Origin of the sequence: Pseudomonas brassicacearum (assembly GCF_003732225.1) — a bacterium.
GTDB classification, from domain to species: Bacteria; Pseudomonadota; Gammaproteobacteria; order Pseudomonadales; family Pseudomonadaceae; genus Aquipseudomonas; species Aquipseudomonas brassicacearum_E.
In genome coordinates this window covers 25617-40630 of the sequence record NZ_MOBJ01000006.1, presented here as the reverse complement: position 1 = coordinate 40630, position 15014 = coordinate 25617, and the positions used below count along the sequence as shown (strand labels likewise).

At 60.2% G+C, this 15014-nt stretch carries 12 protein-coding genes; 9 read left to right on the top strand and 3 right to left on the bottom strand.

Going from position 1 to position 15014, the window contains the following annotated elements:
• Positions 1-10 precede the first annotated feature (10 nt).
• From gloB to fabI, 8 genes are all read left to right on the top strand, one after another.
• Positions 11-778, top strand: coding sequence for a hydroxyacylglutathione hydrolase (gene gloB / locus BK659_RS07100; protein ID WP_123424383.1), 768 nt, complete (start codon positions 11-13; stop codon positions 776-778).
• Positions 779-877: 99 nt separating this feature from the next.
• Positions 878-2302 (top strand): transglycosylase SLT domain-containing protein, encoded by a 1425-nt coding sequence (locus BK659_RS07095; RefSeq protein WP_123424382.1) that lies wholly within the window; start codon positions 878-880, stop codon positions 2300-2302.
• A gap of 154 nt (positions 2303-2456) precedes the next feature.
• Positions 2457-4286 (top strand): extracellular solute-binding protein, encoded by a 1830-nt coding sequence (locus tag BK659_RS07090; protein WP_123424381.1) that lies wholly within the window; start codon positions 2457-2459, stop codon positions 4284-4286.
• A complete protein-coding gene (locus tag BK659_RS07085; protein ID WP_123424380.1) occupies positions 4283-6124 on the top strand; it encodes an extracellular solute-binding protein in 1842 nt (613 codons plus the stop codon). Before BK659_RS07090 ends, BK659_RS07085 begins: the two co-directional genes overlap by 4 nt.
• A 1-nt stretch (position 6125) precedes the next feature.
• Positions 6126-7199, top strand: coding sequence for a microcin C ABC transporter permease YejB (locus BK659_RS07080; protein WP_123424379.1), 1074 nt, complete (start codon positions 6126-6128; stop codon positions 7197-7199).
• Between the two features lies 1 nt (position 7200).
• Entirely contained in the window at positions 7201-8220 is a 1020-nt protein-coding gene (locus tag BK659_RS07075; RefSeq protein WP_123424378.1) for an ABC transporter permease, read from the top strand.
• A 1-nt stretch (position 8221) separates the two neighbouring features.
• The gene (locus BK659_RS07070) at positions 8222-9832 is read left to right on the top strand and encodes an ABC transporter ATP-binding protein (RefSeq protein ID WP_123424377.1); all 1611 of its coding nucleotides are present in this window, start codon (positions 8222-8224) and stop codon (positions 9830-9832) included.
• Between the two features lie 19 nt (positions 9833-9851).
• A complete protein-coding gene (fabI, locus tag BK659_RS07065; protein ID WP_123424376.1) occupies positions 9852-10646 on the top strand; it encodes an enoyl-ACP reductase FabI in 795 nt (264 codons plus the stop codon).
• A gap of 176 nt (positions 10647-10822) precedes the next feature.
• Here fabI and BK659_RS07055 read toward each other — a convergent pair whose 3' ends face one another.
• Positions 10823-11689, bottom strand: coding sequence for a LysR family transcriptional regulator (locus tag BK659_RS07055; protein WP_123424375.1), 867 nt, complete (start codon positions 11687-11689; stop codon positions 10823-10825).
• Between the two features lie 114 nt (positions 11690-11803).
• Here BK659_RS07055 and BK659_RS07050 point away from each other — a divergent pair, with 114 nt between their 5' ends.
• Entirely contained in the window at positions 11804-12229 is a 426-nt protein-coding gene (locus BK659_RS07050; RefSeq protein ID WP_123424374.1) for a VOC family protein, read from the top strand.
• Positions 12230-12265: 36 nt separating this feature from the next.
• Here the strand turns inward: BK659_RS07050 and BK659_RS07045 are convergent, their stop codons facing one another.
• A complete protein-coding gene (locus tag BK659_RS07045; protein WP_123424373.1) occupies positions 12266-12844 on the bottom strand; it encodes a hypothetical protein in 579 nt (192 codons plus the stop codon).
• Between the two features lies 1 nt (position 12845).
• The gene (locus BK659_RS07040; RefSeq protein ID WP_123424372.1) at positions 12846-15014 is read right to left on the bottom strand and encodes a xanthine dehydrogenase family protein molybdopterin-binding subunit; all 2169 of its coding nucleotides are present in this window, start codon (positions 15012-15014) and stop codon (positions 12846-12848) included.

Genomic DNA, 15014 nt, shown 5'->3' with positions numbered 1-15014 from the left:
GAATCCCGCGATGATACAGATCAGTGCCCTTCCCGCCTTCACCGACAACTACATCTGGTTGTTACAGGATCACCGCAGCCAGCGCTGCGCCGTGGTCGATCCGGGTGACGCCGCGCCCGTGCAGGCCTGGCTGTCCATGCATCCGGAATGGCAGCTCAGCGATATTCTGGTGACTCATCACCACCATGATCACGTCGGTGGCGTCGAGCAGCTAAAAAAAGCGACAGGCGCCACGGTCTACGGCCCGGCAAACGAAAACATCCCCGGGCGGGACGTCGCCCTGAACGATAACGACCGCGTTACCGTGCTCGGTCGGGAGTTCGACGTGTTTGCGGTGCCAGGCCACACCCTGGGTCATATCGCTTACTACCATCATGGCCTGCTGTTCTGTGGCGACACCCTGTTCGCCGCCGGTTGCGGACGCTTGTTCGAAGGCACGCCCGCGCAAATGCACCACTCCCTCAGCCGCCTGGCCGCATTGCCCGAAGACACGCTGGTGTACTGCACCCACGAGTACACCCTGAGCAATCTGCGCTTTGCCGCCGCTGTCGAACCGAATAATCCGGACATTGCTGAACGTCTCGAGAAAGTCTCCCAATTACGCGCGTCCGGGCGCACGTCGCTGCCGTCGACCCTGGCGCTGGAGAAGCTCACCAACCCTTTTCTGCGTACTGGCGAAACATCTGTTAAAGAAAAAATAGACGAACGGAATGGCCCTAATAACCGGGCCCAAAGTGAGGTTTTTGCGGCTCTTCGGGCTTGGAAAGATAAGTTCTAAGCGGGGCCACTATTGGTCCAAAAATTCTGAATGGTTGACCGCACCCCGTGCGCTTTCTAGAATCGCCCGACATTTTTGCCCGGAACTAACTTCCAGCCAATGTCGTCATCTATACGTAAATCCATCAATTCAGACGCATTGACCCGCCTGGCTCAAGCCATCGCGGTGGCTGTGTCCGCCACTCTGGCGGGCTGCCAAAGCACCAGTCATGTGCCGCAAACCGACGCGACACATACGCTTTCCGCCCGGACCAAGCAAAAACCCATCTGGCTCAGCGAAAAGCCATCTCCGCTAGCCGCGCAGGACGTCTGGGAGCGTATGCGCCAAGGCTTCCAGTTGCAGGACGGGCTGGGCGTCAACCCGCGTATCGAGCAACAACGCCTGTGGTTTGCCAGCAACCCATCGTTTCTTCAAGGCGCCAGCGAACGCGGCAGCCTGTACATCCATTACATCGTCGAACGCCTTGAAGAACGCAACATGCCGCTGGAGCTGGCGCTGCTGCCAGTGATCGAAAGCGCCTACAACCCGATGGCCTACTCGCGCTCCGATGCGGTCGGCCTGTGGCAGTTCATCCCGTCCACCGGGCGTTACTTCAACCTGCGTCAAACCCGCTTCTACGACGGTCGTCGCGACATTACCGCATCGACCATCGCGGCGATGGACTACCTGACCCGCCTGCACGACATGTTCAACGGTGACTGGCTACTGGCCCTGGCGGCCTACAACGCCGGTGAAGGCACGGTCAGCCGGGCTATCGAGCGTAACGAAAAACTTGGTCTGCCCACCGACTACTGGAACCTGCCGCTGCCGGCGGAAACCCAGGCGTATGTGCCCAAGCTGCTGGCCTTGTCGCAAGTCGTTCTGTCGCCGGAAGCCTATGGCGTAAACCTCAATCCGATCGCCAACCGCCCCTACTTCGAAGTCGTCGAAATCAACCAGCGCATGGACCTGTCCAAGGTTGCCGAAGTGGCCAACATCGACGAAGACGAGCTGTTCCAGCTCAACCCGGCCTTCAAGCAACGCACCACCATCGACGGTCCCCAGCATTTGCTGGTGCCAACCTCCAAGGCGCAATTGCTGACCGCCAGCCTGTCGACCATGAAGCCCGAAGACCTGATCAGCAAGCGTGAGCTCAAGCCGGTTTTCGAAGGTGCCGACGACACAGAGCTGGCAAAGCTCAAGCGCAGCTATCGGGTCAAGCGCGGCGATAACCTGACGCAGATCGCCAAGGCCAACAAAGTCGACGTCAAGGACCTGCAACACTGGAACAAGCTGACCGGCAAGGACCTCAAGGTCGGCCAGACCCTGGTGATGCGAGACACCAGCAAGCGCAGCACACGCACCAGTACGGTGGTTGCGGCCAACAACAAGAAACAGACCCAGTACAAGGTCAAGCAAGGCGACTCGCTGTACATGGTCGCCAAGCGTTTCAACGTTGAGATGCAACACCTCAAGCGCTGGAATCCACGTGTTGGCCAGGCCCTCAAGCCAGGGCAGATGCTGACGGTTTCTTCCCCGCATTAAAAAGAAAAGATCGCAGCCTTCGGCAGCTCCTACGCAGGCTGCGATCTTTTTTGCGCCTCTACGCGGCTTTCAGCCCCTACCTTTTTCCTGTCGATACAAGCTGTTACTGTACGGTCCACAAAGCCCAAGCCGCCTGGATCGGATCTCTGCCTCGATGCGTCCCCTCCTCCTGCTCCTAATCAGTCTGGCCTTGAGCTTCCCCGCAAGCGCAACGATCAGCGAAAGCCATGGTTATGCGCAGTTCGGCACACTCAAGTACCCCACCAGATTCACCCACTTCGACTGGGTAAACCCGCAAGCGCCCAAGGGCGGTACCTTGCGGGTCATGGCGTTTGGCACCTTCGATACGCTCAACCCCTACACTTTCAAGGGCACCAGCCCGGTCGCGACCCCGAACTTCCTGCAGTACGGCATCAATGAGCTGAATGAACCGCTGATGGTCGGCACCGGCCAATACGCACCGTCCGGCGATGAACCCGCGTCCAGTTACGGGTTGATTGCCCAATCTGTCGAATACAGCGAAGACCGTAGCTGGGTGGTGTTCAACCTGCGCCCGGAAGCGCGCTTCCACGACGGCACGCCGATCACTGCCGATGACGTTGCGTTCTCCTACCGGCTGCTGCTCAAGGAAGGTCATCCGCAATACCGTACCAACCTTCAGGAAGTGCAGCGGGTCGACATCCTCAACCCGCAGCGCATCCGTTTCGTGTTCAAGCGGGCCGGCAACCCGTTGCTGATCCTGCGTCTGGGCGAGTTGCCGGTATTGCCGCAACACTACTGGGAAGGTCGCGATTTCAAGGCCACCACCTTCGAACCACCGCTGGGCAGCGGCCCTTATCGCATCACCCAGGTTCAGCCGGGGCGACAGCTGGTGTTCGAGCGGGTCAAGGATTACTGGGGCAAGGACCTGCCGGTCAATCGCGGCAAGTACAACTATGATCGCGTCGAGGTCGAGTTCTATCGTGACAGCGACGTGGCTTTCGAGGCGTTCAAGGCCGGCGAATTCGACATCTACATCGAGCACCAGGCAAAAAACTGGGCCAATGGCTACAACTTCCCCGCCGTGCGGCGTGGCGAGGTGATCAAGGCGCAGATCGACCACCAGATTCCGACCCAGACCCAAGGCCTGTTCATGAACACCCGGCGCGGCACGTTTGCCGACGACAAGGTGCGAGAGGCCCTGGGTTTGATGTTCGACTTTGAGTGGACCAACCGCACGCTGTTCAGCGGCGCCTACAAACGGGCCACCAGCTACTACCCCAACAGCGCATTTTCCGCCGCAGGGCTGCCGGTCGGCCATGAATGGCTAATGCTCTCGCCTTACCGCGATCAGCTCCCCGCCAAACTGTTTACCGAACCCTTCAGCCTGCCGCAGACCGACGGCCGCGGCATCCCCCGGGAAACCCTGCGCCGGGCACTGGGTTTGCTCGCCGAGGCCGGCTGGAAGCTCAATGGCCAGCGCCTGCAAAACGCCGCCGGACAACCACTGCGTTTCGAAATCCTGCTGGTCAATCCGAACCTGGAGCGCATCCTCCAGCCTTACGCCGAGAATCTCGCCAGCATTGGCATTGACGCCCATCTGCGCACGGTCGACCGTGCCCAGTACAAGCAACGTCTCGACCAGTTCGATTTCGATATGATCCTGATGACCCTCGATCAAACCCTCAGCCCCGGACTTGAGCAGTGGCAGTACTTCCACTCGAGCCAGGCCTCGGTCAAGGGCAGCAAGAATTACGCGGGTGTTGCCAGCCCGGTGATCGATCATCTGCTGGAACAACTGCTCGCGGCAAAATCCCGTGACGAGCAACTGGCGGCAGGCTTTGCGCTGGACCGGGTGCTCTTGTGGCAGCACTACAGCATTCCCAACTGGTATATCAATTATCATCGCCTGGCGTACCGCAACCGGTTCGCCTTCGTCACCACGCCGCCCTACACCCTGGGGCTGAATGCCTGGTGGCTGAAGACTTCGGAGAAAGCCCAATGATGCGTTTGCGTACCCTGCTGGGTCTGGTCTTTGCGGGGCTTGCCTGCACAGCCCACGCCGCCCCGCAGCACGCCTTGACCCTGTACAACGAACCGCCGAAGTACCCGGCCGATTTCAAACACTTCGACTACGTGAACCCGGACGCGCCCAAAGGCGGAATCTTTCGTCAGGCCGGCTTCGGTGGCTTCGACAGCCTCAACCCGTTCATCAGCAAGGGTGTGGCTGCCGAGGATATCGGCCTGATCTACGACACCCTGGCCAAACAAGGGCTGGATGAGCCGTTTACCGAATACGGCTTGATCGCCGGCAAAATCGAAAAGGCCCCGGACAACAGCTGGGTACGCTTCTACCTGCGCCCCGAAGCGCGTTTCCATGACGGCCATCCGGTGCGTGCCGAAGACGTGGTGTTCAGCTTCCAGACCCTGATGAAAAGCGGTGCGCCGCTGTATCGCGGTTACTACAGCGACGTCGACGAAGTGATCGCCGAAGACCCGTTGCGGGTGCTGTTCAAGTTCAAGCACACCAGCAACCGCGAGCTGCCGCTGATCCTCGGACAGCTCGCGGTATTGCCCAAGCACTGGTGGGAAAACCGCGACTTCAGCAAAGGCAATCTGGAAATCCCGCTGGGCAGTGGCCCGTACAAGGTCAGTGAGGTCAAGGCCGGGCGCTCGATCCGCTATGAGCGGGTCAAGGATTACTGGGGCAAGGACCTGCCGGTCAATCGAGGCTTCTACAACTTCGACACCATGACCACCGATTACTACCGCGACAACACCGTCGCGCTGGAAGCACTGAAGGCCGGGCAGTTCGATTACTGGCAGGAGATGAGCGCGAAAAACTGGGCCAACGCCTACAACACTCCGGCCGTTACCGAGGGTCGCCTGATCAAGGAACAAATCCCGAACGGCAACTCCACCGGTATGCAGGGCTTCGTCTTCAACCTGCGTCGCCCGGTGTTTCAGGACGTGCGCGTGCGCCAGGCCCTGAGCCTGTTGCTGGACTTCGAATGGACCAACAAGCAGTTGTTCAACGGTGCCTACGCGCGCACCCGAAGTTACTTCGAAAACTCCGAAATGGCCGCCACCGGCCTGCCGGATCAGGATCAGCTGGCGATCCTCGATCCGTTCCGAGGCAAAATCCCCGATCAGGTTTTCAGCGAAGCATTCCAGAACTCCGTCTGTGACGGCAGCGGGATGATCCGCGCCCAACAGCGCAAGGCCTATCAGCTGTTGCAGGAAGCCGGCTGGCGGATCGTCGACGACAAGATGGTCGACGCCACCGGCAAACCGGTGAGCATCGAGTTCCTGCTGGCGCAGACCGAGTTCGAGCGGGTGTTGCTGCCGTTCAAGCGCAACATGAGTGACCTGGGGATTGATCTGGTGATTCGCCGGGTCGACGTGTCGCAGTACATCAACCGGGTACGCTCGCGCGACTTCGACATGGTGGTTGGCAGCTTCCCGCAGTCCAGTTCACCGGGTAACGAGCAGCGCGAATTCTGGAAGTCCGAAAGCGCCGACAAACCCGGCAGCCGTAACTACATGGGCCTGAAAGACCCGGTAGTCGATCAACTGGTCGAAGAGCTGATCAATGCCGATTCGCGCAAAAGCCTGGTAGCCCACGCCCGGGCGCTCGACCGGGTGTTGCAATGGGGCTATTACGTGATCCCCAACTGGCACATCAAGACCTGGCGCGTGGCTTACTGGAATCACATTGGCCACCCGAAAGTCTCACCAACCAATGACGTGGGCATTTCCACCTGGTGGATCAAACCCGACGCACAACCTGCGATCGAAGTGCTGACCAAAGAGCAAACCGATCCTGCGGGCGTGGAGCAATAAGATGCTGGCGTATATTTTTCGGCGACTGTTGCTGATCATTCCAACCCTGTTCGGCATTCTGCTGATCAACTTCGTGATCATCCAGGCCGCGCCCGGCGGCCCGGTGGAACAGATGATCGCCAAACTCGAAGGCTTCGAAGGCGCTACCAGCCGCATTGCCGGCGGCGGTGCCGAAGTCTCGGTAGCCGGTTCCAGCTATCGCGGCGCGCAGGGGCTGGACCCGGCGCTGGTCAAGGAAATCGAGCACATGTACGGCTTCGACAAATCGGCGCCGGAACGCTTGTGGATCATGATCAAGAACTACGCCACCCTGGATTTCGGCGACAGCTTCTTCCGCGACGCCAAGGTCATTGACCTGATCAAGGAAAAGATGCCGGTGTCGATCTCCCTCGGGCTCTGGAGCACGCTGATCATGTACCTGGTGTCGATCCCGCTGGGGATCGCCAAGGCCACCCGGCACGGCAGCCATTTCGACGTGTGGACCAGTTCGGCGATCATCGTCGGTTATGCTATCCCGGCCTTCCTGTTCGCGATTCTGCTGATCGTGGTGTTTGCCGGCGGCAGCTACCTGGACTGGTTTCCCCTGCGCGGCCTCACCTCGAACAACTTCGGCGAACTGAGCTGGGCCGGCAAGATCCGCGATTACTTCTGGCACATAGCGCTGCCGGTGACAGCGTTGGTGATCGGTAACTTTGCGACCATGACCCTGTTGACCAAAAACAGCTTCCTCGACGAGATCAACAAACAGTATGTCGTCACCGCGAAAGCCAAAGGCCTGACCCGGCATCGCGTGCTCTACGGCCATGTGTTTCGCAACGCCATGCTGCTGGTGATCGCCGGTTTCCCCTCGGCCTTCATCGGGATCTTCTTCACCGGCTCATTGCTGGTGGAGGTGATCTTCTCGCTCGACGGCATGGGCCTGATGAGTTTCGAAGCGGCGATCAACCGCGACTACCCGGTGGTGTTCGGCACCCTGTTCATCTTCACCCTGCTGGGGCTGGTGGTGAAACTGATTGGCGACCTCACCTACACCCTGGTCGATCCACGCATCGACTTCGAACACCGGGAGCATTGAGATGAACCTGTCCCCTCTCAATCGCCGACGTTTCGAACGGTTCAAGGCCAACAAGCGCGGCTGGTGGTCGCTGTGGCTGTTTTTGATCCTGTTTGGCGCCAGCCTCGGCGCCGAGCTGATCGCCAACGACAAACCGCTGGCGGTGCGTTACGACGGCCAATGGTACTTCCCGGCGCTCAAACGTTACCCGGAAACCACCTTCGGCGGCGAATTCCCGCTGGAAGCCAACTACAAGAGCCCGTACATCCGCGAACTGCTCAAGGCCAAGGACGCCTGGACCTTGTGGGCACCGATCCCATTCAGCTACCAAAGCATCAACTACGACCTGAAAGTCCCGGCCCCGGCGCCGCCCTCGGCAGACAACCTGCTGGGTACCGACGATCAGGGCCGCGACGTGCTCGCGCGGGTGATTTACGGCTTCCGGGTGTCGGTACTGTTTGCGCTGACGCTGACCATTCTGAGCTCGATCATCGGCGTGATCGCCGGGGCCTTGCAGGGTTTCTATGGTGGCTGGGTTGATTTGGCCGGGCAACGCTTCCTCGAGATCTGGTCGGGTTTGCCCGTGCTGTACCTGCTGATCATCCTCGCCAGTTTCGTGCAGCCGAACTTCTGGTGGCTGCTGGGGATCATGCTGCTGTTTTCCTGGATGAGCCTGGTCGACGTGGTCCGCGCCGAGTTCCTCCGCGGGCGCAACCTGGAATACGTACGCGCCGCCCGGGCGCTGGGCATGCAGAACGGCGCAATCATGTTCCGCCATATCCTGCCCAACGCCATGGTCTCGACCATGACCTTCATGCCATTCATCCTGACCGGCGCCATCGGCACCCTGACCGCGCTGGACTTCCTCGGCTTCGGCCTGCCGGCAGGCAGCGCATCGCTGGGTGAACTGGTGGCTCAGGGCAAATCCAACCTGCAAGCGCCGTGGCTGGGCATGAGCGCCTTTGCGGTGCTGGCGGTGATGTTGAGTTTGCTGGTGTTTATCGGCGAGTCCGCTCGCGATGCCTTCGACCCGAGGAAGTGAAATGAATCAGGATAATCTGATCGAAGTGCGCAACCTCTCTGTCGAGTTTGTGGTCGGCGAGCACGTGCAACGGGTGGTTGAAGGCGTCAGTTTCGACATCAAGCGCGGTGAAACCCTGGCACTGGTCGGTGAAAGCGGTTCGGGCAAATCGGTCACGGCGCACTCGATCCTGCGCCTGCTGCCCTACCCTTTGGCGCGGCACCCCACCGGCACCATCAACTATTCAGGGCATGACCTGCTGTCGCTGAAAGAGAAAACCATCCGGCACATTCGTGGCAACCGGATCGCGATGATCTTTCAGGAGCCGATGACCTCGCTCAACCCGCTGCACTCGATCGAGAAACAGATCAACGAAGTGCTGGGCATCCACAAGGGCCTGACCGGCAAGGTCGCGACCAAACGCACCCTGGAGCTGCTGGAACTGGTGGGCATTCCCGAACCGCACAAACGGCTCAAGGCCCTGCCCCACGAATTGTCCGGCGGCCAGCGCCAGCGTGTGATGATCGCCATGGCCCTGGCGAACGAGCCGGAACTGCTGATCGCCGACGAGCCGACCACCGCACTGGACGTGACCGTTCAGTTGAAAATCCTTGAACTGCTCAAGGAGCTACAGGCCCGCCTGGGCATGGCCTTGCTGCTGATCAGCCACGATTTGAACCTGGTCCAGAGAATTGCGCATCGCGTATGTGTCATGCAACGCGGATGCATCGTCGAACAGGCGTCGTGCGAAGAACTGTTCCGCGCGCCGCAGCATCCCTACACCCGGGAGCTGCTGGCAGCGGAGCCTCGCGGTAACCCGGCGACCAATGTAATCGGCCCGCCATTGCTGCAGGTCGAGGACCTGAAAGTCTGGTTCCCGATCAAAAAAGGCTTTTTGCGCAACACCGTCGATTACGTCAAAGCCGTAGACGGAATCAACTTCAGCCTGCCTCAGGGTCAGACCCTGGGCATCGTCGGCGAGAGTGGTTCGGGCAAGTCCACACTGGGCCTGGCGATTTTGCGGTTGATTGCCAGCAAAGGCGCGATTCGTTTTGAAGGCCAGCAGCTAGACTGCCTGTCGCAGCAACAGGTAAGGCCGCTACGGCGGGAAATGCAGGTGGTTTTCCAGGATCCTTACGGCAGCTTGAGCCCGCGAATGTGCGTGAGCGAGATCGTCGGCGAAGGCCTGCGGATACACAAGATCGGCACGGCGGCCGAACAGGAGCTGGCGATTATCGCGGCACTCAAGGAAGTCGGTCTGGACCCCGGAACCCGGCACCGCTACCCCCATGAGTTTTCCGGCGGACAACGGCAGAGAATCGCCATTGCCCGAGCCCTGGTGCTAAAGCCGGCGTTGATTTTGCTGGACGAGCCGACCTCGGCCCTCGACCGCACCGTGCAACGCCAAGTGGTTGAGCTGCTGCGCTCACTGCAAAGCAAGTACAACCTGACGTATCTGTTTATCAGCCATGACCTGGCTGTGGTTAAAGCGCTGAGCCACCAGTTGATGGTGATCAAGCATGGCCAAGTGGTCGAACAAGGTGATGCGCAAGGTATCTTTGCCGCACCGCAACATCCCTATACACAGCAGTTGCTGGAGGCCGCTTTCCTGGCACCAGCAGTTGCCGAATAACCTGAAAGAGGAGCAACACATGGGTTTTCTCGCCGGTAAGCGCGTACTGATCGTCGGTGTCGCCAGCAAGCTGTCCATCGCATCAGGTATCGCTGCCGCCATGCATCGCGAGGGCGCTGAGCTTGCCTTCACTTATCAGAACGACAAACTCAAGGGGCGTGTCGAAGAGTTCGCACAAGGCTGGGGTTCGAGCCCTGAGCTGTGCTTCCCGTGCGACGTGGCCAGCGATGAAGAAATCGCCAAGGTATTCGAAGAGCTGAGCAAGAAGTGGGACGGCCTGGATTGCATCGTGCACTCCGTTGGCTTCGCACCGGGCGACCAACTGGACGGCGACTTCACCGAAGCCACCACCCGTGAAGGCTTCCGCATCGCTCACGACATCAGCGCCTACAGCTTCGTGGCGCTGGCCAAAGCCGGCCGCGACATGATGAAAGGTCGCAATGGCAGCCTGCTGACCCTGTCGTACCTGGGCGCCGAGCGCACCATGCCGAACTACAACGTGATGGGCATGGCCAAGGCTTCCCTGGAAGCAGGCGTGCGTTACCTGGCTGGCTCCCTGGGCCCGGAAGGTACCCGCGTCAACGCGGTATCGGCTGGCCCGATCCGCACGTTGGCCGCATCCGGCATCAAGAACTTCCGTAAAATGCTGGCCGCCAACGAAGCGCAAACTCCACTGCGTCGCAACGTCACCATTGACGAAGTCGGCAACGCCGGCGCCTTCCTGTGCTCGGACCTGGCGTCCGGTATCAGCGGCGAAATCATGTACGTGGACGGCGGCTTCAACACCACCGCCATGGGCAACATCGAAGAGTGATCTTCACGCCTTGACAAGAAACCCGCCGATAGGCGGGTTTTTTGTGGACGCAGTTTCAGACCCGCCACGAACCACTGTGGGAGCGAGCTTGCTCGCGATAGCGTACTGACAGGCGACGTTAATGTTGAATGTTACGGCCTCATCGCGAGCAAGCTCGCTCCCACAGGGTTATAGGGTCAGCCGTCGAGCTGCGTCAGACATCGGGCAAACAACTGCTGGATCGGTTGTGTGCGCTGGCTGTAACGCTGTAGCAGCACGATCTCCCGATAGAACGTCAGTTCGCCTAGCGGGATGATCCTGACGTTCGCCCCATGCTCAAGCCAGAGCCCGGCCTTGGGAAGTAGAGAGACACCCAGCCCGCACTCGACCATTTTCACAATCGCCTCCAGCTCATCGAGTTCCAGCGCGACCCGCACCTCAATCTGCTGCTCGCGCAGAAATCGTGTCACCAGACGCCCACCGAACGAGTTGCGGTCATAGCGCACATGCGGGTGGGTGCCGAGCACCTGCAATGGATCCTCGCCTTCAAGGTCCGGCGGCACGATCAACACAAAGGGCTCCTGCCGAAGCACTTGGGCCGACAGCTCCTTGGGCAACTCAAAGGGTGGTTTGATCAGGATCGCCAGGTCGAGCTCTCCGGCGTCGACCTGGCTTAACAGGTTGAGTGATACGCCGGGGACCAGTTTGGGCTCGAGCAACGGCGCCTGCTGGCGCAAACGCAGCAATGCCTGAGGCAGCAGACCGGTCTGGGCGGTGGCTACAGCGCCGATTCTCAATTCACCGCGAAACTCACTGACGTCGTCGCTGACCGCCATGCGCTGGAAGGTCTCAAGGATTTCCCGTGCCATCGGCAACGCCCGCTGGCCTGCGGCATTGAGGATCGCCTGACGTCCGGTGCGGTCGAACAGGCGAATACCCAGCGCCTGCTCCAGATTGCGCATTTGCGCGCTGACGGCCGACTGCGTCAGGCCAATGTGCATGCCGGCTGCGGCGAACGTGCCATAGCGAGTCACTGCGATGAAGGTTTTCAGTTCACGCAGCATGAGCGCCTCGATTGATCGATTTTATTTGAGCTGGAGGCAAAAATTATCGTCTTTTAATCAAAAATCACAAGACTAGAATCAGCTCAACTTCCCTGTCATCGAGGCTTGATCATCATGCGTCTTTCCCCGTTTCATCTGGCCATTCCGGTTTATGACCTTGCCGCCGCGCGGCTTTTCTATGGCCAGGTGTTCGGCCTGGAAGAAGGACGCTCAAGCGAACATTGGGTGGATTTCAACTTTTTCGGCCACCAATTGGTCATCCACGAACACCCGAAAACCGCCACTCAGGAGTCCGCCCACACCAATGCCGTGGACGGCCATGAAGTGCCGGTTCCACATTTCGGCGTGGTCCTGTCGATGGATGAATGGGAGTCCCTGGCCGAACGGCTCACGTCACTGGGCACGCGCTTTGTGATCGAGCCGGGTATTCGTTTCAAGGGACTGGTGGGCGAGCAGGCGACGATGTTTCTGTTCGACCCGTGCGGCAACGCGCTGGAGTTCAAGGCGTTCAAGGACATCGAACAGTTGTTCGCCAAGTAACCCTCAGCCTCATACCAGCCTGCGAGCGGATCCCGTCTAGCTCCCCGCCACCGGGCACGGCCCACCCGCTGCTGCCCACAGCTTGAACTGGGTGACAAAAATATCGTGAGGCACGGGTACCGGCGTCCTGTTACCACCGGGATTCCAGCCCCAGAGCACCAGTTTGTCGTCACTGACATGGGTGATCAGCGCGGCAAAATCACGGTCGCCGTTGCTCGAACGGTCCTTGATCATCTGGCACAGCCGATCGGCCGGCAGACCGATCCAGGCCATTTTATGTGCAGCTGAAGGCAAGCCCCAATGCGGTGCACCCGGTGGCGCGTGGGGGCCGTAGCTGGCGGGCGGGTTAGTGTCCGCGTGGCAGGTTGCACACGGCAGGCCCGCCGAACCTTTACCGTCCGTACCGCGAACCACGTTCATGCCATGCGGTTTCCCGGCATCGAACTGCAAGGGCGAATCACCGGGAATATGGCAGTTCTGGCAGCGCGGGCTCTGGAACACCTTCTGCACCGTGGCAAACGCCGCCAGTGCGGCTTGATCGTCGGCAAACAGTTCAGAGGTGTAGCCGCCCACCCCTAACAACAGCAACGCGCCCAAAAATAGATGTCGCCTCATCTCACACCCCCGCGAGTTGCAAAGGCAGTTCACGCAACCGTTGCCCGGTCAGGGCAAACACCGCATTAGCCACCGCCGGAGCCGTCGGTGGCACCCCGGTCTCGCCGATGCCGCCCGGCTTATCGGTGCTGGGGACGATGTGCACCTCGACCACCGGCATTTCATTCAGACGCAACACCTGAAAGTCATGGTAATTGGACTGCACCACCTGCCCGTCCTTGAAGGTCAGCTTGCTGTGCAAGGTGAACCCCAGGCCAAAGGTGATGCCCGATTCCATCTGCGCGGCAATGCTCGCCGGGTTCACCGCAATCCCGCAATCGACCGCACAGACCACCCGGTGCACGCGGATCTTCAGGTTGTCCTGGGACACCTCGGCGACCTGCGCAACGTAACTGCCAAACGACTCATGCACCGCCACACCCAACGCGTGCCCCGCCGGCAACGGCGCCTTCCAGTTGGCCTTTTCCACTGCCAGGTTCAGCACCCCCAGATGTCGCGGATGCTCCTTGAGCAAGGTCCGTCGGTATTCCACCGGGTCCTTGCCGGCCGCCGTGGCCAGTTCATCGATCAATGACTCAATGACAAACGCCGTGTGGGTGTGCCCCACAGAACGCATCCAGAGCACGCTGATGCCGGTTTTCGGCGAATGCAGATCGACCAGATGATTGGCCAGCCCCTTGATATACGGGCTATCGGCCACGCCTTCGACCGAGGTGGCATCGACGCCGTTCTTGACCATCGTCGCTTCGAATGAGGTGCCGTCCATGATCGACTGCCCGACCAGTACGTGTTGCCAGGCCTGAGGCATGCCCTTGGCGTCCAGGCCAATGCGCGCGTGATGGAGGAACGCCGAGCGATAGTAACCACCGCGTATGTCGTCCTCCCGCGACCAGACAGTTTTCACTGGTGCACCGGCCGCTTTGGCAACTTGCACCGCTTCGCTGACAAAGTCCGAGGTCGGATTGGCTCGACGACCAAAACCACCCCCAAGAAACTCGGTATGAATCTCGACCTGCTCGGGTTTGAGCCCGGTGATTTTCGCCGCAACCATTTGGTCCAGCGTCTGGAATTGGGTGCCAGTCCAGATCTCGCATTTGTCCGGGGTGATTTTTACCGTGCAGTTGAGCGGCTCCATCGGTGCATGGGCCAGGTAAGGAACGTTGTATTCAACATCAATCGTCTTCACCGCCTTGCTCAACGCGGCACTGATATCGCCCGCCTGGCTGGCCGGGGCCCCGGGAATTGCGGCAAGTTTTCGGAAATTTTTCAGCAAGGCGTCGCTGTCGAGCCCGGCGTTGGGGCCCAGGTCCCAGTCGATTTTCAGCGCATCGCGACCGAGTTTCGCCGCCCAATAATGATCGGCCACCACCGCGATGCCCGTCGGCACCTGCACGACTTTATGCACGCCCGGCAGTGCCAGCGCCGCCGCGCCGTCGAATGATTTGACGCTACCACCGAACACTGGTGAGCGCGCGACCATTGCCGTCAGCAACCCATCGAACTGCACGTCCATGCCAAATTTCGCCTGGCCGGTGATTTTTTCCGGGGTATCCAGCCGTTTGGTCGGTTTGCCGATGATCTTCCAGTCCTTGGCCTCCTTGAGTTTGATCGACGCCGGATCCGGCGCCGGCAGCTTGCCGGCGTCATTGGCCAACTCACCGTAAGTGGCGCGCTGATCACCGGCGATCACCACGCCAGGCTCGGTTCGTATTTTCGAGGGCGCGATGTTGAACCGCTTGGCGGCGGCCTCGATCAGCATCAAGCGCGCGGCCGCGCCGGCCTGACGGTAGCGGTCGAACTCCATCCAGGTCGAGGTCGAGCCGCCGGTAATCTGCATGTTACCGAAGGCTGGCAGACCATAATCGGCCGCCGATGCCGGTGCATGCTCGACGCGAATCTTCGTCCAGTCGGCATCCAGCTCTTCGGCAATCAACATGGTCAGGCCGGTCCAGATCCCCTGCCCCATCTCGGAGTGGCCCAAGAGAATGGTCACGCCGCCATCGGGTGCGATGCGCAAAAAAGCGTTGGGGGCGAACACTGCGTCCGGCGCCGACGCGGCCTGCGCGAAGCGGTTGCCTACCGGAATCACAAACGCCACCACCAGGCCTGCGCCGAGCACGGCACTGCTTTTCAGAAAATCACGGCGAGAAGTATCGATCACTGCGCTCAT

Coding starts and splice junctions, on each gene's coding strand:
- gloB (WP_123424383.1), top strand. CDS start 11: ATGATACAGATCAGTGCCCTTCCCGCCTTCACCGACAACTACATCTGG.
- BK659_RS07095 (WP_123424382.1), top strand. CDS start 878: ATGTCGTCATCTATACGTAAATCCATCAATTCAGACGCATTGACCCGC.
- BK659_RS07090 (WP_123424381.1), top strand. CDS start 2,457: ATGCGTCCCCTCCTCCTGCTCCTAATCAGTCTGGCCTTGAGCTTCCCC.
- BK659_RS07085 (WP_123424380.1), top strand. CDS start 4,283: ATGATGCGTTTGCGTACCCTGCTGGGTCTGGTCTTTGCGGGGCTTGCC.
- BK659_RS07080 (WP_123424379.1), top strand. CDS start 6,126: ATGCTGGCGTATATTTTTCGGCGACTGTTGCTGATCATTCCAACCCTG.
- BK659_RS07075 (WP_123424378.1), top strand. CDS start 7,201: ATGAACCTGTCCCCTCTCAATCGCCGACGTTTCGAACGGTTCAAGGCC.
- BK659_RS07070 (WP_123424377.1), top strand. CDS start 8,222: ATGAATCAGGATAATCTGATCGAAGTGCGCAACCTCTCTGTCGAGTTT.
- fabI (WP_123424376.1), top strand. CDS start 9,852: ATGGGTTTTCTCGCCGGTAAGCGCGTACTGATCGTCGGTGTCGCCAGC.
- BK659_RS07055 (WP_123424375.1), bottom strand. CDS start 11,689: ATGCTGCGTGAACTGAAAACCTTCATCGCAGTGACTCGCTATGGCACG.
- BK659_RS07050 (WP_123424374.1), top strand. CDS start 11,804: ATGCGTCTTTCCCCGTTTCATCTGGCCATTCCGGTTTATGACCTTGCC.
- BK659_RS07045 (WP_123424373.1), bottom strand. CDS start 12,844: ATGAGGCGACATCTATTTTTGGGCGCGTTGCTGTTGTTAGGGGTGGGC.
- BK659_RS07040 (WP_123424372.1), bottom strand. CDS start 15,014: ATGAGCGCAGTGATCGATACTTCTCGCCGTGATTTTCTGAAAAGCAGT.